The sequence below is a fragment of the Sediminicoccus sp. BL-A-41-H5 genome (assembly GCF_050632405.1).
Lineage (GTDB): Bacteria > Pseudomonadota > Alphaproteobacteria > Acetobacterales > Acetobacteraceae > Roseococcus.
On the sequence record NZ_CP192601.1, the window covers coordinates 3,661,988 to 3,680,745 of the forward strand.

Here is an 18,758-nt window from a genome sequence, read left to right on the forward strand (position 1 = left end):
GGGCCCGCTCATCCCGACCACCGGGCGGAGGCCTCGCGCAGCAGCTGCGCCGCGGCGTTCACGCCGAGCACGATCGCCATCAGCACGATCCCGAGGCCCAGCGCCAGCGGCAGGTCACCCTTGCTGGTCTCCAGCGCGATGGCGGTGGTCATCACCCGTGTGAAGCCCTCGATATTGCCGCCCACCACCATGACGGCGCCGACCTCGGCCGAGGCGCGGCCGAAGCCCGCCAGCAGCACCGTGAGCAGGGCGAAGCGGCCATCCCACAGCAGGGTGCGGACGGCGCGGCCGGGGCCTGAGCCGAGCGAGCGCAACTGCTCGGCATATTCCTCCCACATGCCCTCCAGCACCTGCCGCGTGAGGGCGGCGAGGATGGGGGTGATGAGCACCGCCTGGGCGATGACCATGGCCGTCGGCGTGAAGAGCAGGCCAAAGCCGCCGAGCGGACCGGAGCGCGAGAGCAGGATGTAGATGACAAGCCCGGCGACGACCGGCGGCAGGCCCATCAGCGCGTTCAGCAGCACCAGCAGGCCCTGCCGCCCGGGGAAGCGCGCCACCGCCAGCAGCGCGCCCAGCGGCAGGCCGATGCAGGCCGCGATCAGCGTGGCGGTCAGCGAGACGCGCAGGCTGAGGGCGATGATCGCCCAGAGCCCCGCATCGCCCGCGGCGACGAGGCCGAGCGCCTGCTGGAATGCGGCCCCGAGGTCTTGCATGACGCGGCTGTAAGGCCGGCGCCCGGTGGCGTCCACGGCCATGCGTGTTGATGATTTGCCGAATATTGCCGATATCTGCCGGATGGAGATTTGGACCCTGAAGGAGGCGGCGGGCTTCCTCCGCCTCTCTGAACGTGCGCTCTACGATCTGGCCCGCGCCCGCCGCCTGCCGGCGGCGCTGATCGGTGGCAAATGGGTCTTCCCGGCCGAGGCGCTGCGTCGCTGGCTCGTGGACCAGGCCGAGGCGGGGGGCCGCGCCGCCCCGCCGCCCATCCTGGCCGGCAGCCATGACCCACTGCTGGATTGGGCGGTGCGGCAATCAGGCTGCGGTCTGGCGCTGCGCGCGGGCGGCAGCCTGGAGGGGCTGGACGCGCTGGTGGCGGGCAGCGCGGTTGCGGCCGCCCTCCATCTGCGAGACGAGGAGGGCGGCTTCAACGAGGCCGCGGTGCGGGCCGCCCTGCCGGGTGCGCCGCTGGTGGGCCTCACCTGGGCCTGGCGCGAGCAGGGGCTCATCACGCCGCCCGGCAACCCGGCCGGGCTGGCCGCCATCGCCGACCTCGCGCGGCCTGGATTGCGCGTGATCGGCCGCCAGCCGCGCGCCGGCAGCCATGTGGCGCTGGTGGGATTGCTGAGTGATGCCGGCGTGCCGTTGCGCGACGTGGCCTTCCTGCCCGAACCCGCTTTGGCCGAGGATGAGGTGGCCGCCGCCGTGCTGCGTGGAGCGGCCGATGTGGGGTTCGGAATCCGGGCCGAAGCGGCCCGCGCCGGCCTCGGCTTCGTCCCCTTGCTGCGCGAGCGTTTCGACCTGGTGCTGCACCGGCGCGACGCCTTCGAGGCGCCGATGCAGGCGCTGCTGGCTTTCGCGCGCACACCGCTCTTCGCAGAGCGCGCCACGCGGATGGGCGGCTACGACGTGACGGAGGCGGGGCGCGTCGCGTTCAACCTCTGACTACGCGTGGAGGACTTCCTCTTCCTCCTCGATCTGCAGCGCGTCGTTGAAGCGGTTGAAGAAGCCACAGAGCGTGATCCGCAGGGTCAGCTCCACGATCTGCGCCTCGGTGAAGTGCTCCAGCAACTCGGCATGCAGCTTCGGCGTGACGCGGTTCGGCGTCTCCCAGGCGACCTTGGCGTAGCGGATCACCAGCCGGTCCACAGCGTCGAATTCCGCGGGAAGGTCCGCATCCATGATGCTGTCCACCGCCTCGGGCGAGACGCCGGCCACCACCAGGAAGGGCTTGTGGTGCGCCACGCAGTAATGGCACTCGTTGAGGCGGGAGACGACGACGATGGCGATCTCGAGGTAGCGCTTGGGCAGCGTCGCCGCCGCGCGCAGCTCCATCAGCATCGGCATGAGGTGGCGCAGCGCCGCCGGCACATGCGCAAAGACCGCCACCTGGTTGCGGAAGGGGCCATATTGCCCCGCGAAATCCTCATAGATCGCCGCGAGGTCGGGGGGCAATTCGTGGGAGGGGATGGAACGCACGCGGGCCATGGCTCTGCTCCTGTCGGGGGTGCAGGGAGCCTGGACCGCTCCGGTGCGGTGTTCAATCCACACTCGCGCCCGATGCGCGGACCACCGGCGCCCAGCGCGCCGTTTCCTCCGCCATGAAGCGCGCGAAGTCGGCGCGGCTCGGCGAGGGGCGGGGCAGGCTGCCGCCGGCCGAGAGCCGGGCCTGCAGATCCGGCTCGGCCAGGGCAGCGACGGTTTCGCGATGCAGGCGCTCCAGGATGGGCTCGGGCGTCTGCGCCGGCGCCACCACGCCGAACCAGCCGGTGGAGACGATGTCCACGCCGCCCTCGCGCAGCGTCGGCACATCAGGGAAGGCGGGGATGCGCTCGGTGCCCGTGGCGGCGATGGCGCGCACCCGGCCCGAGCGCGCCAGTTCCGCCACCGCGCTGACCGACTGGAACAGCACCTGGATGCGGTTTTCGATCAGGTCCGTGTTCATCTGCCCACCCGCGTTGTATGGGATGTGAGTCAGCTCGATCCCCGTGGCCTGGGCGAATTGCGCGCCGGCCAGATGCTGCGAGGAGCCGGCGCCGACCGAGCCGAAATTGATCTGCCCCGGCCGTGCCCGCGCATAGGCCACGAACTCCGCCAGATTCGTCACCGGCAAGGCGGGCGGGATGACCATGAGGTTGGGCACCACCGCCATCAGGCTGACCGGCGCGAAGTCCGCCACCGGATCGAAGGGCAGGCTGCGGTACAGGGTGCGGTTCACCGCGTTGCTGGCGATGCTGGCGAGGCCCAGCACATAGCCATCCGGCGCGGCGCGCGCCACGACCGTCATGCCGATATTGGTGCCCGCGCCAGGCCGGTTCTCGATCACGATCTGCTGGCCGATCCGGCCAGAGACGCGCTCCATCACCAGCCTCGCGGTCACGTCGCCCGCGCCGCCCGCGGGGCCCGGCACGATGAAGCGGATCGGCCCGCGCATGGGCCAGGCGTCCTGCGCCTGGGCGGCGAGGGGCAGCAGCGGGGTGGCCAGGAGGAGGCGGCGCGAGAGGGGCATGGCAGGCAACTCCGATTCCGCCCCGGCAATAGGCGGCGCCCCCCGCGCCCGCAAGCGCCGCTTGTGCGCGCGCGCGGGCGGGGCGAGACTCGCGGCCGACAGGCAAGGGGATGATCCGATGCGGGATGTGCTGGGCTGGCGGAAGAAGTTCGGGGTGATGGGGCCTTCCACCAACACGGTGGTGCAGCCGGATTTCGACATGATGCGCCCGCCCGGTGTCACATCGCATTACAGCCGCATCTTCACGCCCAACGCGCATGCGGTCAGCAACGAGACCTTCCGTGCCGGCGCCGAGCTGATCGGCAAGAACACGCTGGACGCCGTGCGCAGCGTGATGACCTGCGAGCCGGACTACCTGGTGATGGGGATGAGCGCCGTCACCTTCTTCGATGGCGTGAAGGGGGCGGACCGTTTCGTCGCGAGCGTGGAGGAGGTGAGCGGCCTCAAGGTCAGCGTCGGCTCGCATTCCTGCCACGCCGCACTCCAGGCCTATGGCGGGGTGAGGCGGCTGGCCATCCTCTCGCCCTATTGGCCCAGCATGAATGCCGAGGTGATCCGCTATTTCGGCGACATGGGCTACACCACGGTGCGCGACCGCGCCCTGCAATGCCCCCGCTGGACCGCCATCGCCGAGGTGACGCCGGCCGAGCTCGTTCCCGTACTGCGCGAGCTGGATGGCGATGATGTGGACGCGATCGTACAGGTCGGCACCAACCTCTCCATGGTGCGCCTCGCCGCCGCGGCCGAGATGTGGCTGGGGAAACCCGTCATCGCCATCAACACCGCCACCTGGTGGCATGCGCTGCGCGCCAATGGCATCACCGACAGGATGGACGGCTTCGGCCGTCTCATGGCGGAGTTCTGAGCATGCGTTTCGACGAGATCACGGCGCCCACGCCGACCGAAGAAAGCCTGGCGGCCGAGGCCGCCGCCATCGACGCGCTCCTGGATGCGGGGGACCGCGCCGCGGCGATCAAGCAATGGGATGCTGCGCGCCGCAGCTACGACACATGGTCCGCGCTCGTGCATCTGCGCTTCGCGCAGGACACGGCGAACGAGGAAGCCAAGGCGGCGCGCGAATACGCCGACAAGCTCTCGCCCGTCGCCACCGGGCATGAGGTGGCGATCAAGCGCCGCCTGCTGGCCGACCCCGACCCTGCGACCATCGAGGCGCTGGTGGGCCCCCATGTGCTGCGCCTCTGGGAGACGGACATCACCACCTTCGATCCCGTCATCGCGGCGGACCTGGAGGAGGAGGCGAAGCTCTCCGCGCGCTACACAGCGCTGTTGGCCTCCGCGAAGATCGAGCTGGACGGCAAGGTTCTGAACCTCTCCGGCCTTGCCCCCTACGCCGAGCACGCCGACCGCGCCATGCGCCATGCGGCCGAGGCGGCACGCTGGGAGTTCTTTGCCAAGAACGGGGCTGAGCTGGACGAGATCTATGACGCGCTGGTGAAGCTGCGCCACGGCATGGCGGTGAAGCTGGGCGATACGAATTTCATCCCGCTCGCCTATCGCCGCATGCGGCGCGTGGATTACGACGCGGCGGACGTCGCGCGCTATCGCGAGGAGGTGTTGCGCCATGTCGTGCCACTGGTGGCGAAGCTGCTGGAAGCGCGGCGCGCGCATTTCGGCTGGGACCGCCTGCGCCACTGGGACGAGGCGCTGATCGACCCCGCCGGCAACCCCGCGCCGATCGGCGATCACGACACGCTGGTGACCGCGGCCCAGACCATGTTCGACCGGATGGACCCGCGGCTCGCCGAATTCTATCACCTGATGCAGGCCGGCGGCTTCCTTGACCTGAAGAACCGTCCGGGCAAGGCGGGGGGCGGCTTCTGTACCTCCTTCCCCACGGTCGGCGTGCCCTTCATCTTCGCCAACTTCAACGGCACGCATCATGATATCGGCGTCTTCACGCACGAGATGGGGCACGCTTTCCAGTGCTGGGAAAGCCGCAACCTGCCGGGCATCGATCAGCTCTGGCCCACCATGGAGGCGGCGGAGATCCACTCCATGGGCCTCGAATTCCTGACGCATCCCGAGATGGGGCTGCTGGTAGGAGAGGAGGCCGCCGACCGCTTCCGCCGGATGCACCTGATCTCCTCGCTCGCCTTCCTGCCCTATGGCGTCTGCGTGGACCACTTCCAGCATGAGGTGCACGCGAACCCCAACGCCACGCCGGCCGAACGCCACGCGATCTGGCAGCGGCTGGAGCGGCTCTACATGCCCTGGACCGACTACGGGGACCTGGCCTACCCCGCCAAAGGCGGGCGCTGGCAGGCGAAGCAGCACATCTACAACAGCCCCTTCTACTACATCGACTACACGCTCGCCCTGTGCTGCGCGATGCAGTTCTGGGTGAAGTCGCGGCACGATGCGAAGGCCGCGCTGGATGACTATGTGGCGCTCTGCGCGCGCGGCGGCTCGGCGCCCTTCCAGGAACTTGCGCATGGTGCGGGGCTGGTTTCGCCTTTCGCCGCGGGCGCGCTGGCGGAGGTGGTGCGGGAGGCGGAAGCGGCGCTTGGCTAGGGCATTTCTCGCCATCCTGGGCGGCGGGCTGCTGCTGGTCTGGCCCGCCGCGCTGAATCTCTATCCGCTCGTCTTCGTGGATAGCTTCACCTATATCCGCCAGACGACGATGGGCGTGCCGCCCTGGGACAAGTCGCTCACCTACGGGGCGGCGATCCATGCGTTGCATCTCGCCTGGTCTCTCTGGCCGGTGCCGGTGGCGCAGGGGCTGCTCGCCTCCTGGCTGCTCTGGCTCACGCAGCGGGCGCTCCGGGAGGCGCCGACGGCTGGCGCGCATCTGCTGGTCTGCGCCGGGCTGGCGGCGCTGACCTCGGCCCCCTGGTTCCTCGCCACCGTGATGCCGGATGCGCTGACGGCGTTGGGCCCGCTCTGCCTCTTCCTGCTGGGATTCGGCCGGCTGTCGCGCGTCGAGGCCTTGGCCGTGGGCGTCTTCGGGGCGCTTGCCATCTCGGGCCACATGGCGCATCTGCCGGCCGCGCTCGCGCTGGTGGCGCTGACCGCGCTCCTCACGCGACGCCTCGCGCCCGTGCTGCGGGTCGCTGCACCCCCGCTGCTCGCGCTTCTGGTGCTGGCCAGCGCCAACGCCGCCGCCTTCGGCCGCTTCACCCCTTCGCCGCATGGCGCGATCTTCCTGCTGGCGCGCCTGCAGGATGACGGGCCGGCGCTGCGCCTCATGCAGGCGCGCTGCCCGGAGGAGCCCGGCTGGCGGCTCTGCGCCTTCCTCGACCGGCTGCCGATGGATGCGGAGGATTTCCTCTGGGGCATCAGCCCGATCAACAGCGAGGCCGATGGCAGCCTCCGCAAGCTGGGCGGCCTGCGCGCGGTGCCCGAGGCGCGGGAGATCGTGGCCGAGACGCTCGCCGCCTATCCGCGCGAGGTGGCGCTGGCGATGACCGGCAATGCGCTGCGGCAGCTTACCCTCTTCCGCGTGGGCGACACGCTGGTGCCCACCTCGCTCTTCAGCACGCGCGAAGTGATCGAGCACGGCTTCCCGGCCGAGGAGCTGGCACGCTTCGATGCAGGGCTGCAGGCGCGCGGGCTGCTGCCGGCCGCCGCCGCGCCCTTCCTGCTGCCACATCTGCCGGTGGTGTTGGCGGCGCTGCTGCTGGCGCCCTGGCTGCTCTGGCGGGCGGCCAAGGCGCGGAACCTGCCCTGCGCCGCCCTCATCCTCTTCGCGCTCGTCGCCATCGGCGGCAATGCCGCGGCGACGGGCGCGCTTTCCAAGCCGCTGAACCGCTACGAGGCGCGGATCATCTGGCTGCTGCCGGCGGCGGTCGGCCTGGCCTTCCTGCCCCTCAGGCGGCGCTGAAGGTGATGTCCTTGGCGCCGTCCCAGAGCACGGAGCGGCAGACCTTCGCCAGCCGGTCGAGATCGGCCGTGATGGTCAGGAAATGGTTGCCGGCCAGCTGCCCGGCCTTGCTGGCGAAGCAGCAGGGGCCATAGGCCACCAGGATCTCCGTCTCGCTCACCGAGGTCGGCATGCCGCCCGGATAGACGATGATCTGCCCCGGCGCGGGATAGCTGGTGGCGTTCTCATAGCCGATGGAGAGGTCGCGCTCGCCCATCGGGATCCAGCAGGCCTCGCCGCTCCAGCGGACATGGATGATGCGGTCCTTGTAGGGCAGCAGGTGGCGGAAGCGGCCCACGGTCTGCGGTGCCGCCTCGGTCTCGAAGCGCGCCTGGAAGATCTCGCCGCCGATATTGATGGTGATGTCGCTCACGATCCTGCCCTTTGCTGGAGTTGCGGGCGGAAAAAGCACGGCCCGCGCCTCAGGTCGAGGGGGTGATCCAGTCGGCCACGCGCCGGGCGAGCGCCGGGCCATCGCCCGCCAGCAGCAGGCGCTTCACGCGGGAGCGCTCGCCCGCCAGCAGATGGATGTCGGATTTGCGAAGGCCCAGCGCCCGGGCCAGGAAGGCGATGAGGGCGGCATTGGCGGCCCCCTCCACTGGGGGCGCCGAGAGCCGCAGGCGCAGATGCGTGCCCGCATCGGGCGTGGTGGCGACACCGTCCAGCTCGTCACGCCCCGCCCGCGGCGTCAGGCGGACCATGAGGCGCAGCCCCTGGGGCGTGACCTGGTAAGGCTCCGCCAATCAATCCTCCGTCAGAGCCGCCCCGTCGCCATCAGGACGATGACGATGATCAGGGCCACGCCCAACACGCCGATGCTGCCATGGCCGTAGCCGTAGCCATAGCCGCCGAGGCGGCCGCTGAACCCGCCCAGCAGCGCGAGGATGAGCAGGATGATGAGGATGGTGCCGAGCGGCATGGGGGCGGTCTCCCGGGTTTGGCGCGCGAGAAACCGAGCGCCTCCCGCAAACGCCTTCCCACAGGATGCCGTTGCCCGCGGTATGTTTTTTGCGTGCAACGATGCCGGGCGTTAGGCTCATCGGGGCAGAAGGGGATTTGGCATGGCTGATCCGCATCGCATCGTCATCGTCGGAGGGGGCGCCGGGGGCCTGGAGCTCGCCACCCGCCTCGGCAACCGCTACGGCAAGGGGAAGCGCGCGCAGGTGACGCTGGTCGAGCGCAGCCGCACCCATCTCTGGAAGCCGCTGCTGCATGCGGTGGCGGCCGGCAGCCTCGATCGCGCGCAGCATGAGCTGAACTACCTGGCCCAGGCGCATTGGCACCACTTCACCTACCGCTATGGCGAGATGGTGGGCCTCGACCGTGACGCGAAGGAGGTCCTGCTCGGCGCCATGCTGGACGAGGAGGGGCGCGAGATCACGCCGGCGAGCCGCCTTGGCTACGACACGCTGATCATTTCGGTGGGCTCCGTCACCAATGATTTCGGCACGCCGGGCGCGGCACAGCACGCCATCCCGCTCGAGACGCTGGACCAGGCAAGCCGCTTCAACCGCCGCCTCGTCAATGCCTGCCTGCGCGCCAATGCCCAGCCCGAGCCGGTGCGGCCGGGGCAGTTGCACGTGGCGATCATCGGCGCGGGTGCGACAGGCACCGAACTCGCGGCCGAACTGCACCGCACGGTGCGTGCCGTGGTGGCCTACGGGCTGGACCGCATCGAGCCCGAGCGCGACATCCGGATCATGCTGGTGGAGGCGGCCCCGCGCATCCTGCCCGCGCTGCCGGAGCGCATCTCGGCCGCGACCAGCGAATTGCTGGCGAAGATGGGCGTGGAAGTGCATGCCGGCACGCGCGTGGCGGAGGTGCGGGCCGATGGCGTCGTGCTGGCCGATGGCGGCTTCCTGCCGGCCGAGCTGACGGTCTGGGCCGCCGGCGTGAAGGGCGCGGATTTCCTGAAGGAGATCGGCGGCCTCGAGACCAACCGCATCAACCAGCTCAAGGTGCTGCCCACGCTGCAGACCACGCGGGACGAGAGCATCTTCGCGCTGGGCGACTGCGCCTCCTGCCCGCGGGAGGGGTCGGAGCAGCCCATCCCGCCCCGCGCGCAGGCGGCGCATCAGCAGGCGAGCCACATGTACACCCAGATCGAGCGCATCCTGGACGGCAAGCCGCTCGAGCCTTTCGTCTATCGCGACTTCGGCTCGCTCGTCTCGCTCGGCAAGTACAGCACCGTGGGCAGCCTGATGGGCTTCCTGGTCGGCAAGTCCATGTTCATCGAGGGCTACTTCGCGCGGTTGATGTACCGCTCGCTCTACAAGATGCACCAGACGGCGTTGCATGGCGGCGCGCCCACCGCCTGGCGCAGCCTCGCGAGCCTCGTCTCGCAAAGGGCGGAGCCTGGTGTCAAACTCCACTGAACCATCAGCAGGGGAGGAAGAGCATGGATCGCAGGATGCGCCTGTTCGGCATCTGGGGCACGGCCATCGGGAGCGTTGGCGTCATCATCTTCGGCGTGCTGCTGATGCAGGTGATGGATGACCCCAAGGCCCGCACCGCCGGGCTGAAATGGGGCTTCATCCTGATGGCGCTGCTGGGCGGCATGGGCGTCTTCGTGCTCAGCATGGTGCTGGGCAAGCGCAAGGCGCGTCAGGACTGAACAGGCGGCGCCCGTCCCGGCGCGGCAAGCGCCACGGGCAGTCCTGCGCAGGCCGCGCATGCGTTTGCCGTCGCAGGACCCGCCGACGCGCGTCAGCTTCGCCCGTAATTGTCTTCGAGCCGGACGATATCGTCCTCGCCGAGATAGGACCCGACCTGCACCTCGATGAGCGCCAGCGGGATCATCCCCGGGTTCTCCAGCCGGTGCACGCAGCCCAGCGGCAGGTAGACCGACTGGTTCTCCGACAGCAGCAGGCTCTCCGCATCCCGATGCACCCGCGCCGTGCCCTTCACCACCACCCAGTGCTCGGCCCGGTGATGGTGCTTCTGCAGCGAAAGCCGCCCGCCCGGGCGCACCACGATCTGCTTCACCTGGAAGCGGTCGCCCATGATCAGCCCCTCGTAATGGCCCCAGGGGCGGTACATCCGCCGGTGCTCGCTCGCCTGCTTCAGGCCGCGCGCCTTCAGGCGCTCCACCATCCGCTTCACATCCTGCGCGCGCGAACGCGGCAAGGCCAGCACCGCGTCGTCTGTCGTGACAACCACCACATCCTTCAAGCCCAGCACCGCCGTCAGGATGCCCTCCGAGCGCACGTAGCAGCCCTCCGCGTCCAGCAGCTCCACCGGGCCCTTGGCCGCATTGCCCGCCGCATCCTTCGCCGTCGCCTCCCACAGCGCGTCCCAGCTGCCCACATCGCTCCAGCCCAGATCCGCCGGAACCACCGCGGCGTGCCGCGTGCGCTCCATCACCGCATAGTCGATCGAGATCGCCGGCGCCTCGCGGAACGCCTCCGCGCCCAGCCGGATGAAGTCCAGGTCCCGCATCGCGCCGTCCAGCGCCGCGCGCGCCGCCGCCAGCACGGCCGGCGCATGCTCGCGCAGCTCGGCGATCAGGGTGCCCGCCGTCGCCACGAACATGCCGCTGTTCCAGACATGCCGCCCGCCCGCCACCAGCCGCTCGGCCGTCGCGCGCTCGGGCTTCTCGGTGAAGCTCTGCACCGCCTGCACGCCCGGCACCTCGGCCAGCGCCTCGCCCAGCTCGATGTAGCCGAAGCCGGTATGCGCCTCGGTCGGGCGCATGCCGAAGGTGACGATGCGCCCGCCGCGCGCCGCCACGGCCGCGCGCTCCAACGCCGCATGCAGCGCCGCCACATCGCCGATCGCGGCATCGGCCGCCATGATCCAGAGCACCGCGTCAGGCTGCGCCTCGGCCACCAGCAGCGCGGCGACCGCGATGGCGGGCGCGCTGTTGCGCCCCTCGGGCTCCAGCACGATCTGCGGGTTGGCGATGCCCGCGTCGCGCAGCTGCTCCGCCACCAGGAAGCGATGTGCCTCGCCCACCACCACCACCGGCGGCGCGAAGCCCGGGCCGGCCGCGCGGCGCGCCGTCTCCTGCACCATGCTCTGATCGGAGAGCAGCGGCCAGAACTGCTTGGGGTTGGACTCGCGCGACAGCGGCCACAAGCGGCTGCCCGTGCCGCCGGAAAGGATCACGGGAACAATGTCAGGAACGCTCATCACCGACCTCTCAGAACCTCCCCAACGCTTTCCCTCACAATCCCGGTGATTTCATGGCACACCAAGGCCCAATCACCCTTGTCCCGACAAGCCGCGAAAGGCGACCGGCTGGTCGCCCGGCCTGCGGCCACGGGCAAGTCGTCGCATCGCGGCGGCAGCGCCGCTCTACGGCGCCCGCGCCCTGCTCCTCAGCCCAGCGCCTCGATCTCGGCACGCGTCATCAGGTCCGCGTATTTCTGGCCCATGTCGAAGAGGTTCGCCTCATGCGGCGCGATGGCGCGGTCGCCCACGCAATCCGTCGCGACGATGCTGCGGAAATCATGCTGCAACGCGTCCACCACGGTCGCCCGCACGCAGCCGGAGGTGGTGCAGCCCGTCACGACCAGCGTGTCCACACGCCGCATGGTCAGGAAACCCGCGAGGTTCGTGTCGAAGAAGGCGGACGCCCCGCGCTTGCGCACCACGAGTTCGCCCGGGACAGGCGTGAGTTCGGGGATGATCTGCGAGAGCGGCGAGGTCTCGGTCAGCTTCAGCAGCGAGGGGGCCTTCAGCGTGAAGACGCCCGCATCCGAGCCATCCTCGGCATAGACGACGCGGGTATGCGCGACGGGCCATCCTTTGCGCCGCGCATGGGCCAGCAGATGGACGGTCTGCTCGATGGCCGGGCCGATATTGCCGCCGCCGAATTGCGACGGGTCGGCGAAGCCCACGACGTAGTCCACGATGACCAGCGCCGGCGCCACGCCGAAGCCGGCGCGGCGGCCCAGCCCCTGGCGCGCGTAGATTTCCTCATCCGTTTCCGTCATTGCACGCTCTCCAGGTCTCGCAGGCTTTGAATCATGCTGGTGCGCAGCAGATGGGCGCGATGCCGTGCGGGGTCGGCCACCGTCGCGCGCAAGTCATCCAGGAAGGCCTGCCGGACCGCCGGGTCCCGCTGGTTCAGGATGCTGCGGTTGCGCAATGCCTGCTGCTGCACGACGTCCAGCGCCACCTTGCGGCGCTGCCGCTCGTAACGCCCCATCGTCGCGGGTGGCGCGCCCCGCCATACGGCCGCGAGCTTCTCGGCCAGGTTCAATGCGTCATGGATGCCGCCATTCATGCCCATGCCGCCCAGCGGGTTGTTCACATGCGCGGCGTCGCCCGCCAGGAAGACACGGCCCTCGACGTAGCGCTCCGCCACGCGCTCATGCACGCGATAGGCGGTGCGGTGGGTGATCTCGTAGGGGCTGCCCTGGGGCAGCACCTCCTGCATGCGGCTTTGGATCCGCGCATCGGAGAGCATCACCTCCTCCGGTTCGTTCGGGTCGGTGGGCAGCAGCAGGCGCCAGAGGTTGCGGTTGCGCAGAAGCACGAACCACTCGTCCGGGTCGCTGATATAGGCGATGTCGGTGAGGTCCTCGATCGCCTCATGATAGGCGAAGGGCGTGGAAAGCGTCAGGTAGATCTCGGGGATGGTCTGCCCCTCGAAACCGATGCCGAGGCTTTTCCGGATGGCGCTGCGCGCGCCATCGGCGCCGATCAGGTGGCGCCCGTGGATCTCCTCCCGGTGGCCGTCCGGACGTTCGACGGTCAGGCGAACGCCCGCGTCGTCCTGGCCCACGCCCAGCGCGCGCGCGTCATACACGAACTCCACCGCGGCATTGCCGGCCAGCCTCTCGCGCAGCAGGCGCGTCAGCCGCCATTGCTCGCATTGCAGGCGGTAGGGGTGGCGCGTGTCGCCCGCGATCATCGCGTGGTCGAAGGTGGCGATGGGGCCGGCCGAGCGGTCGCGGAACTGCCAGGTGGGGCAGATCAGCCCATCCGCGATCAGGCTCTCCACCACCCCGAAGCGCTCCAGCATGTCGAGCGTGGGCGGATGGAAGGTGCTGGCGCGCATGCCGTCCGGCAGGTCGCGCTCGGCCTCGATGACGGCGACGGGAATGCCCTCGGCGGCAAGGGCGGCGGCGGCCACCAGGCCGACCGGCCCCGCGCCCACGATGAGAACTCGATCACGATTCATGCGGCCGAGCCTAGGGCGGGGGCCCGGAGACTGGGAAGCCCGTCAGCCCCAGCTTTCCTGCGCGCCGTTGCGCCGCGCCACCGCGGCCGGCTGGGGCTTGGGCAGCGGGCCGGGCCTGCCGAAATGCCAGCCCTGGCCGAAATGCACGCCCAGGCCGCGCATCATCAACGCCATCTCCTCGGTTTCGATCCGCTCTGCCACCACGCGGGCCCCGACGGCGACCGAGAGGTCCACCATGGAGGCCACGAAGCTGCGGTCCCTTTCGCCGCGCATCGCGGCTTCGACGAAGCTGCCATCCACCTTCACGTAGTCCACGGGGAAGGCCTTGAGGTAGCGGAAGGCCGCCGCCCCCGCGCCGAAATCATCGAGGCAGACCGGAATACCCCGCCCCCGCAGGCTTTCCAGCGTGGCCGCCGCGGCTGCCTCCTCGTCGATCTCGGCGCTCTCGGTCAACTCTACCATCAGGCGCTGGCCGCCGGCCGGATGCGCGCCGAGCAGCGCATCCAGATGCTTGCGGAAGGCCGCGCTCTGCAGCGAGAGGCCGGAGATGTTCACCGCGATGCGTTGCCCCCCGCTCAATGCATTGGCCGCCTGCAGCGCGACCTCGGTCACGGCGAGGTCGAGTTCCTCGGTCAGGCCGACCGTCTCGGCCAGGGTCACGAAGTCCTGAGGGCCGGCCTCCGCCCCCAGCAGACCGCGTTCGGGGCGGAGCAAGGCCTCGTAGTGATGCAGGCCGCGATCACCGAGGCCGATGATGGGCTGATAGTCCAGGTGGAAGCGCCGTTGGGCGATGGCACGGCGGATGGTGCCGGCACGCGCCGTGATCTGCTCGACGAAGCCCGAGAGCCCGTTGCAGAAGCCCTCCTCGCGCAGACCCTCGGCGCCGGCGCGCGTGAAGGTGGTCAGGGCATGCCGCAGCGCCCGCACCGCCTGGAGCGGCGAGAGCGCGCCCGCCTCCAGTTGCAGCATGCCGCCGCTCACGCTACCGCCCTTCCCTTTCTGCCGCAGCAAGGCTTCCAGCCGCTCGGTCACGGCGGCCATCTCGGTTGCGCTGGCGCCGGCGGTGGACAGTAGCCCGTAGCGCCCGGGCGCCAGCTCGGCCGCCATGTTGCCCGCCTGGCCCGTCAAGGCGGCGCGCATCTCTTCCGTCATCGGGCCCGAGACTTCGATCAGGCTGAGCTCGCCACCCCCTGCACCAGGCCGGCGCAGCCGCGTCTCCGCCTCGCGCAGGAGGGTCACGGCGGTGGGTTTGGCATCGGCCGTCGGGTCAAGCGGAATGGGCACGGGGCCCATGGAGAGGCAAAGCCGCGCCGGCTCGCCGGGCAGGGCCAGGTGCAGTCCGGAGACGACAAAGGGTGTCTGCTCGGCATTGGCGAGGCGGACCACGGTGGGGGAAAGCCGGCCGCGCTCCGGCATCAGGGCCAGTGCGGCTGCGAAAGGGCCGCGATCCGGAGGGGCGATGAGGGCGGCCAGGTCCTGGCCCATGAAGCTCTCGGGCGCCGCGCCGAAGCGGTGGCGGAAGGCGCCCGCCGTAAAGGCGATCTGGCCCTCCAGATTGGTCTCGACCAGCATGTCCGCCCCTGCGAAGGCGAAGGCGACGAAGCGCTCGCGATCGCCCAGGGGGCGGCTGGCGGCGATGTTCATGCGCTGGTTTCCCTGTGGTCCGGCACGATGTCATTCCCCTGTTGCGCCTCGCGGCTCCGCCGGCCGCGACCAGATGTATGCGGGCGCGGGGTGAATCCACGCTTAAGGCGAGCCGGCCCCCGTCTGGACAGGCGCGGCCCGCCGCGCATATGCAGTCATATGGTTGATTTCACACGCCTCTGGGATGTTCTGGTGGTGGGCGGCGGCAATGCCGCGCTCTCGGCCGCCATCACCGCTGCCCGGGCGGGCGCCAGCGTCATCGTGGCCGAGCACGCGCCAAAGGCCATGCGCGGCGGCAATTCCCGCCACACACGCAACCTGCGCGCCCTGCATCCCAAGCCGACCGACGTGCTCACCGAGAGCTACCTCGAGGAGGAATACTGGGATGACCTGCTGCGCGTGACCGGCGGCCGCACCGATGAGGCGCTGGCCCGCATGTGCATCCGCGCGAGCGAGCATGCGCCGGGCTTCCTGCGCGATTGCGGCGTGGTCTTCCAGCCGAGCCTCTCGGGCACGCTCAGTCTCTCCCGCACCAATGCCTTCTTCCTGGGCGGCGGCAAGGCTTTGGTGAATGCGCTGTATCGCACGGCGGAGAAGCTCGGCATCACCATCCTCTACGACACCGAGGTGCAGCACATCGCGATCGAGGAAGGCTTCGCGCGGGAGGCCATCGTCTCCTGGCGGGGCTTCCCGGAGCGCATCCGCGCCAAGGCCGTCATCGCCTCCGCCGGCGGTTTCCAGGCCAATCGCGAATGGCTGCGTGAGTACTGGGGCGATGCGGCGGACAATTTCCAGATCCGCGGTACGCCCTATGCCCAGGGCCGCGTGTTGCGCGACATGCTGGCGAGCGGCGTGCAGGAGGTGGGCGACCCCACGCAGTTCCACGCCGTTGCGAATGATGCGCGCGCGCCGATGGCCGATGGCGGCCTCGCCATGCGACTCGACTGCGTGCCCTTCTCCATCGTCGTGAACAAGGACGTCGAGCGCTTCTATGACGAGGGCGAGGATGTCTGGCCCAAGCGCTACGCCATCTGGGGCCGGCTGATCGCCCAGCAGCGCGACCAGCGGGCGTTTGCCATCACCGACAGCCAGGCGCTGCACAACTACCTGCCCAGCGTCTTCCCGCCGATGAAGGCGGACAGCATCGCCGAGCTCGCGGTCATGCTCAACCTCGACCCCGCGAAGCTCGAACGCGTGGTGGCGGAGTACAACGCGGCGGTGCGGCCCGGCACCTTCCACGGCAACAAGCTGGATGACTGCCGCACCGAGGGCCTGGCGATCCCGAAAAGCCACTGGGCGCGGCGGATCGACCAGCCGCCCTTCTACGGGCACCCGCTGGCGCCGGGCATCACCTTCACCTTCCTGGGCGTGAAGGTGAATGACCGGGCGCGGGTGATGATGGCCGACGGCAAGCCCTCCGGAAACATCTTCGCCAGTGGCGAAATCATGGCCGGCAATATCCTGGGCCAGGGCTACCTGGCCGGCTTCGGCATGACCATCGGCACCGTGTTTGGCCGCATCGCAGGCGAGGAGGCCGCGAAAATTGGAAGGAATTAACCGCCCGCCCACGCCGGGCAGCGCGACGGGCACGGAGAGCGACGCCACCATCGAAGCGCGGCGGCAGATGGAGATCTGCAATGCCTGCCGCTACTGCGAGGGCTATTGCGCCGTCTTCCCCGCCATGACGCTGCGCCGCGAGTTCACGACGGGCGACCTCACGCATCTCGCGAACCTCTGCCATTCCTGCAAGGGCTGCTACCACGCCTGCCAGTATGCGCCGCCGCACCCCTTCGGCATCAACGTGCCCGAAACCTTCGCGACGATCCGCGCCGAATCTTACGCTGAATACGCCTGGCCGCAGGGCATGGGCCGCGCCTTCGAGCGCAACGGCACGCTGGTCTCGCTGGCCGCCTTCTTCTCGGTGACGCTGGTGCTGCTGCTGACCATGGCATTGCAGGACCCCGCCATCCTCTACACGGCGCAGACCGGCACCGGCGCCTTCTTTCGCGTGATTCCCTATTGGCTGATGGTGGGCATGGCCTCGCTCAGCTTCGGCTATGCGCTCTTCGCCATGGGGATGGGGGCGGTGCGCTACTGGCGCGGCACGGCGCCCGGGGCGGGCCAGAAGCCCGTGACGCTCGCCCCGGTGGCCGAGGCCGCGGTGGACATCCTGACCCTGCGCAACCTGGGCGGCGGCGGGCATGGCTGCAATGACCTGGATGACAGCTTCGCCCAGGCGCGGCGCCACCTGCATCACGCCATGTTCTATGGCTTCATGATGTGCTTCGCGGCGACCACCGTCGGCGCCTTCTATCACCACTTCATGGGGTGGAAGTCGCCGCATGCCTTCCTGAGCCTGCCGGTCCAGCTCGGCACCTGGGGCGGCGTGCTGCTTTGCATCGGCACGGCCGGCCTGCTCTGGGTGAAGACGGTGACGGACCCGGGGCCGGTGGCGAAGCGCCTGCTGGGCGGCGAATACGCCATGCTGGCGCTGCTCTTCCTGATTTCGGCCACGGGCCTGCTGCTGCTGGCGATCCGCCACACCGGCGCGATGGGCGTGATGCTGGCCATCCATCTTGGTCTGGTCCTCGCCTTCTTCCTGGTGATGCCCTACTCGAAGATGGTGCATGGCGTGTATCGCGGCCTCGCTTTGCTGCGGAACGCGCAGGAGAAGCGGAAATGATCGCGCGCCGCGCCGCGCTTGGCCTGCTGGCGCTGCCGGCGGTGGCACAGGCTCAATCGCGGCCCATCCGGTTGATCATTCCCTTCACCGCCGGCGGCAGCAATGACATCGTGGGCCGTATCCTGGCGGAGGGCATGTCGGCCCGGCTGGGCCAGCCCATCGTGATCGAGAACCGGGGCGGCGCGGGCGGCATCCTGGGCAATGACATCGTCGCCAAGGCGGCACCGGACGGGCTGACCATCCTGCTCGCCGGCAGCGGCTCCTTCGTGATTTCGAGCCTGGTTCATCCGCGCGTGCCCTATGACGTGGCGAACGGCTTCGCGCCGATCGGCCTGCTGGGTGCCGCGCCCAATGTGATTGCGGTGCATCCCTCCGTTCCGGCCCGCAACCTCACGGAACTCGGCGCCTATGCGCGCGGCAAGAACCCACCGCTGACCTTCGGTACGCCCGGCGCGGGCACGACGGCGCATGCGCTGGGGGCGATGATCGCGCTGACGCTGGGCTTCGAGCTCGATGCGATTCATTACCGTGGCACGGCGCCCGCCCTGACCGACGTGGTGGCGGGCCGGGTGCAGATGATCACCAATGCGGCGGCGCCCTTCCTGCCCTTCCTCTCGGCCGGCACGCTGCGGGCGATTGCCATCGCCGGTCGCCAGCGCGCCTCCATCCTGCCGGAGCTCAGTACTTCCTTCGAGCAGGGCTTCCCGCAGATCGACAGCGCGACCTGGTATGGGCTGGTGGCGCCGGCCGGCACGCCGGCCGAGGCGACGGCGCGCCTGCATGCTGCGATGAACGCGACGCTGGCCGACCCGGCGGTGCGCTCACGCCTGATCGAGAACGGCGTGGAACTGGAGACGAGCCCGACGCCCGCCGATTTCGGTCGATTCCTGACGGCCGAGCGCGAGCGTTGGGCCGTGATCGTGCAGCAGGCGAACCTGCGCGCGGAGTAGCGGGCGGACGGGCCAGCCGAAGAACTGCCCAGGAGAACTGCGACCGCCCTCAGAGTATCCGCGCCAAATAGGCGCGGCGGAACGCTTCAGCGTTCCGAAGCCAAGGCCGCGGACGCGGCCGCCCGGCGCTTGAGGGCGCAGCAAAGACTCATCCGTGCCAAATAGGCGCGGCGGAACGCTTCAGCGTTCCGAAGCCAAGGCCGCGGACGCGGCCGCGCGGCGCTTGAGGGCGCAGCAAAGACTCA

The 18,758-nt window shown here is 69.9% G+C and carries 19 protein-coding genes; 9 read left to right on the forward strand and 10 right to left on the reverse strand.

The window, feature by feature from the left end:
• Positions 1 to 8: 8 nt before the first annotated feature.
• Positions 9 to 713, reverse strand: a complete 705-nt coding sequence (locus ACQ860_RS17925; RefSeq protein WP_431304697.1) for an ABC transporter permease — start codon at positions 711 to 713, stop codon at positions 9 to 11.
• 82 nt (positions 714 to 795) lie between these two features.
• On the opposite strand from ACQ860_RS17925, the gene ACQ860_RS17930 reads away from it, so the two are divergent.
• The gene (locus tag ACQ860_RS17930) at positions 796 to 1,662 is read left to right on the forward strand and encodes a substrate-binding domain-containing protein (RefSeq protein ID WP_431304698.1); all 867 of its coding nucleotides are present in this window, start codon (positions 796 to 798) and stop codon (positions 1,660 to 1,662) included.
• Here ACQ860_RS17930 and ACQ860_RS17935 read toward each other — a convergent pair whose 3' ends face one another.
• Positions 1,663 to 2,205: a carboxymuconolactone decarboxylase family protein gene (locus tag ACQ860_RS17935; RefSeq protein ID WP_431304699.1), complete on the reverse strand. Its 543-nt coding sequence runs from the start codon at positions 2,203 to 2,205 to the stop codon at positions 1,663 to 1,665.
• 52 nt (positions 2,206 to 2,257) lie between these two features.
• Positions 2,258 to 3,226, reverse strand: coding sequence for a Bug family tripartite tricarboxylate transporter substrate binding protein (locus ACQ860_RS17940; protein WP_431304700.1), 969 nt, complete (start codon positions 3,224 to 3,226; stop codon positions 2,258 to 2,260).
• 118 nt (positions 3,227 to 3,344) lie between these two features.
• Here ACQ860_RS17940 and ACQ860_RS17945 point away from each other — a divergent pair, with 118 nt between their 5' ends.
• Genes ACQ860_RS17945 through ACQ860_RS17955 form a run of 3 tightly spaced genes read left to right on the forward strand, consistent with a single transcriptional unit; the run spans position 3,345 to position 7,067 of the window.
• Positions 3,345 to 4,091 (forward strand): maleate cis-trans isomerase family protein, encoded by a 747-nt coding sequence (locus tag ACQ860_RS17945; RefSeq protein ID WP_431304701.1) that lies wholly within the window; start codon positions 3,345 to 3,347, stop codon positions 4,089 to 4,091.
• Between the two features lie 2 nt (positions 4,092 to 4,093).
• Positions 4,094 to 5,758, forward strand: coding sequence for a M3 family oligoendopeptidase (locus tag ACQ860_RS17950; RefSeq protein WP_431304702.1), 1,665 nt, complete (start codon positions 4,094 to 4,096; stop codon positions 5,756 to 5,758).
• Positions 5,751 to 7,067 (forward strand): hypothetical protein, encoded by a 1,317-nt coding sequence (locus tag ACQ860_RS17955; protein WP_431304703.1) that lies wholly within the window; start codon positions 5,751 to 5,753, stop codon positions 7,065 to 7,067. Before ACQ860_RS17950 ends, ACQ860_RS17955 begins: the two co-directional genes overlap by 8 nt.
• Here the strand turns inward: ACQ860_RS17955 and ACQ860_RS17960 are convergent.
• The 3 genes from ACQ860_RS17960 to ACQ860_RS17970 are packed head-to-tail and all read right to left on the reverse strand — an operon-like array spanning position 7,054 to position 8,025.
• Positions 7,054 to 7,479, reverse strand: a complete 426-nt coding sequence (locus ACQ860_RS17960; protein ID WP_431304704.1) for a DUF3830 family protein — start codon at positions 7,477 to 7,479, stop codon at positions 7,054 to 7,056. The two genes, ACQ860_RS17955 and ACQ860_RS17960, sit on opposite strands and share 14 nt — an antisense overlap.
• 49 nt (positions 7,480 to 7,528) lie before the next feature.
• Positions 7,529 to 7,849, reverse strand: a complete 321-nt coding sequence (locus ACQ860_RS17965; RefSeq protein ID WP_431304705.1) for a DUF167 domain-containing protein — start codon at positions 7,847 to 7,849, stop codon at positions 7,529 to 7,531.
• An 11-nt stretch (positions 7,850 to 7,860) separates the two neighbouring features.
• Positions 7,861 to 8,025 carry a DUF3309 family protein gene (locus ACQ860_RS17970; protein ID WP_431304706.1) on the reverse strand — a complete coding sequence of 55 codons (165 nt, stop codon included), beginning with the start codon at positions 8,023 to 8,025 and terminating at the stop codon, positions 7,861 to 7,863.
• Between the two features lie 142 nt (positions 8,026 to 8,167).
• Here ACQ860_RS17970 and ACQ860_RS17975 point away from each other — a divergent pair, with 142 nt between their 5' ends.
• A complete protein-coding gene (locus ACQ860_RS17975) occupies positions 8,168 to 9,481 on the forward strand; it encodes an NAD(P)/FAD-dependent oxidoreductase (protein WP_431304707.1) in 1,314 nt (437 codons plus the stop codon).
• A gap of 23 nt (positions 9,482 to 9,504) precedes the next feature.
• Positions 9,505 to 9,720 carry a hypothetical protein gene (locus ACQ860_RS17980; protein ID WP_431304708.1) on the forward strand — a complete coding sequence of 72 codons (216 nt, stop codon included), beginning with the start codon at positions 9,505 to 9,507 and terminating at the stop codon, positions 9,718 to 9,720.
• Between the two features lie 92 nt (positions 9,721 to 9,812).
• On the opposite strand, the gene ACQ860_RS17985 is transcribed toward ACQ860_RS17980, so the two are convergent.
• The 4 genes from ACQ860_RS17985 to ACQ860_RS18000 form a co-directional block, all read right to left on the reverse strand.
• The gene (locus tag ACQ860_RS17985; protein WP_431304709.1) at positions 9,813 to 11,237 is read right to left on the reverse strand and encodes a mannose-1-phosphate guanylyltransferase/mannose-6-phosphate isomerase; all 1,425 of its coding nucleotides are present in this window, start codon (positions 11,235 to 11,237) and stop codon (positions 9,813 to 9,815) included.
• A 188-nt stretch (positions 11,238 to 11,425) separates the two neighbouring features.
• A complete protein-coding gene (locus tag ACQ860_RS17990; RefSeq protein ID WP_431304710.1) occupies positions 11,426 to 12,043 on the reverse strand; it encodes an isochorismatase family protein in 618 nt (205 codons plus the stop codon).
• The gene (locus ACQ860_RS17995) at positions 12,040 to 13,236 is read right to left on the reverse strand and encodes an FAD-dependent oxidoreductase (RefSeq protein ID WP_431304711.1); all 1,197 of its coding nucleotides are present in this window, start codon (positions 13,234 to 13,236) and stop codon (positions 12,040 to 12,042) included. The genes ACQ860_RS17990 and ACQ860_RS17995 overlap by 4 nt, the downstream gene beginning before the upstream one ends.
• Positions 13,237 to 13,278: 42 nt before the next feature.
• Complete coding sequence (locus tag ACQ860_RS18000; RefSeq protein ID WP_431304712.1) at positions 13,279 to 14,880, reverse strand: sensor domain-containing phosphodiesterase; 1,602 nt, start codon at positions 14,878 to 14,880, stop codon at positions 13,279 to 13,281.
• Positions 14,881 to 15,039: 159 nt separating this feature from the next.
• Between ACQ860_RS18000 and tcuA the strand changes: the two genes are divergently transcribed.
• Genes tcuA through ACQ860_RS18015 form a run of 3 tightly spaced genes read left to right on the forward strand, consistent with a single transcriptional unit; the run spans position 15,040 to position 18,513 of the window.
• The gene (gene tcuA / locus ACQ860_RS18005) at positions 15,040 to 16,437 is read left to right on the forward strand and encodes an FAD-dependent tricarballylate dehydrogenase TcuA (RefSeq protein WP_431304713.1); all 1,398 of its coding nucleotides are present in this window, start codon (positions 15,040 to 15,042) and stop codon (positions 16,435 to 16,437) included.
• On the forward strand, positions 16,424 to 17,563 hold the full coding sequence (gene tcuB / locus ACQ860_RS18010) for a tricarballylate utilization 4Fe-4S protein TcuB (RefSeq protein WP_431304714.1): 1,140 nt from the start codon (positions 16,424 to 16,426) through the stop codon (positions 17,561 to 17,563). Before tcuA ends, tcuB begins: the two co-directional genes overlap by 14 nt.
• On the forward strand, positions 17,560 to 18,513 hold the full coding sequence (locus tag ACQ860_RS18015) for a Bug family tripartite tricarboxylate transporter substrate binding protein (protein ID WP_431304715.1): 954 nt from the start codon (positions 17,560 to 17,562) through the stop codon (positions 18,511 to 18,513). Before tcuB ends, ACQ860_RS18015 begins: the two co-directional genes overlap by 4 nt.
• Positions 18,514 to 18,758: the final 245 nt, after the last annotated feature.

Excerpts from the sequence above, each read along its gene's own strand:
- ACQ860_RS17925 (WP_431304697.1), bottom strand. The coding sequence starts at position 713 with ATGCAAGACCTCGGGGCCGCATTCCAGCAGGCGCTCGGCCTCGTCGCC.
- ACQ860_RS17930 (WP_431304698.1), top strand. The coding sequence starts at position 796 with ATGGAGATTTGGACCCTGAAGGAGGCGGCGGGCTTCCTCCGCCTCTCT.
- ACQ860_RS17935 (WP_431304699.1), bottom strand. The coding sequence starts at position 2,205 with ATGGCCCGCGTGCGTTCCATCCCCTCCCACGAATTGCCCCCCGACCTC.
- ACQ860_RS17940 (WP_431304700.1), bottom strand. The coding sequence starts at position 3,226 with ATGCCCCTCTCGCGCCGCCTCCTCCTGGCCACCCCGCTGCTGCCCCTC.
- ACQ860_RS17945 (WP_431304701.1), top strand. The coding sequence starts at position 3,345 with ATGCGGGATGTGCTGGGCTGGCGGAAGAAGTTCGGGGTGATGGGGCCT.
- ACQ860_RS17950 (WP_431304702.1), top strand. The coding sequence starts at position 4,094 with ATGCGTTTCGACGAGATCACGGCGCCCACGCCGACCGAAGAAAGCCTG.
- ACQ860_RS17970 (WP_431304706.1), bottom strand. The coding sequence starts at position 8,025 with ATGCCGCTCGGCACCATCCTCATCATCCTGCTCATCCTCGCGCTGCTG.
- ACQ860_RS17975 (WP_431304707.1), top strand. The coding sequence starts at position 8,168 with ATGGCTGATCCGCATCGCATCGTCATCGTCGGAGGGGGCGCCGGGGGC.
- ACQ860_RS17980 (WP_431304708.1), top strand. The coding sequence starts at position 9,505 with ATGGATCGCAGGATGCGCCTGTTCGGCATCTGGGGCACGGCCATCGGG.
- ACQ860_RS17985 (WP_431304709.1), bottom strand. The coding sequence starts at position 11,237 with ATGAGCGTTCCTGACATTGTTCCCGTGATCCTTTCCGGCGGCACGGGC.
- ACQ860_RS17990 (WP_431304710.1), bottom strand. The coding sequence starts at position 12,043 with ATGACGGAAACGGATGAGGAAATCTACGCGCGCCAGGGGCTGGGCCGC.
- ACQ860_RS17995 (WP_431304711.1), bottom strand. The coding sequence starts at position 13,236 with ATGAATCGTGATCGAGTTCTCATCGTGGGCGCGGGGCCGGTCGGCCTG.
- ACQ860_RS18000 (WP_431304712.1), bottom strand. The coding sequence starts at position 14,880 with ATGAACATCGCCGCCAGCCGCCCCCTGGGCGATCGCGAGCGCTTCGTC.
- tcuA (WP_431304713.1), top strand. The coding sequence starts at position 15,040 with ATGGTTGATTTCACACGCCTCTGGGATGTTCTGGTGGTGGGCGGCGGC.
- ACQ860_RS18015 (WP_431304715.1), top strand. The coding sequence starts at position 17,560 with ATGATCGCGCGCCGCGCCGCGCTTGGCCTGCTGGCGCTGCCGGCGGTG.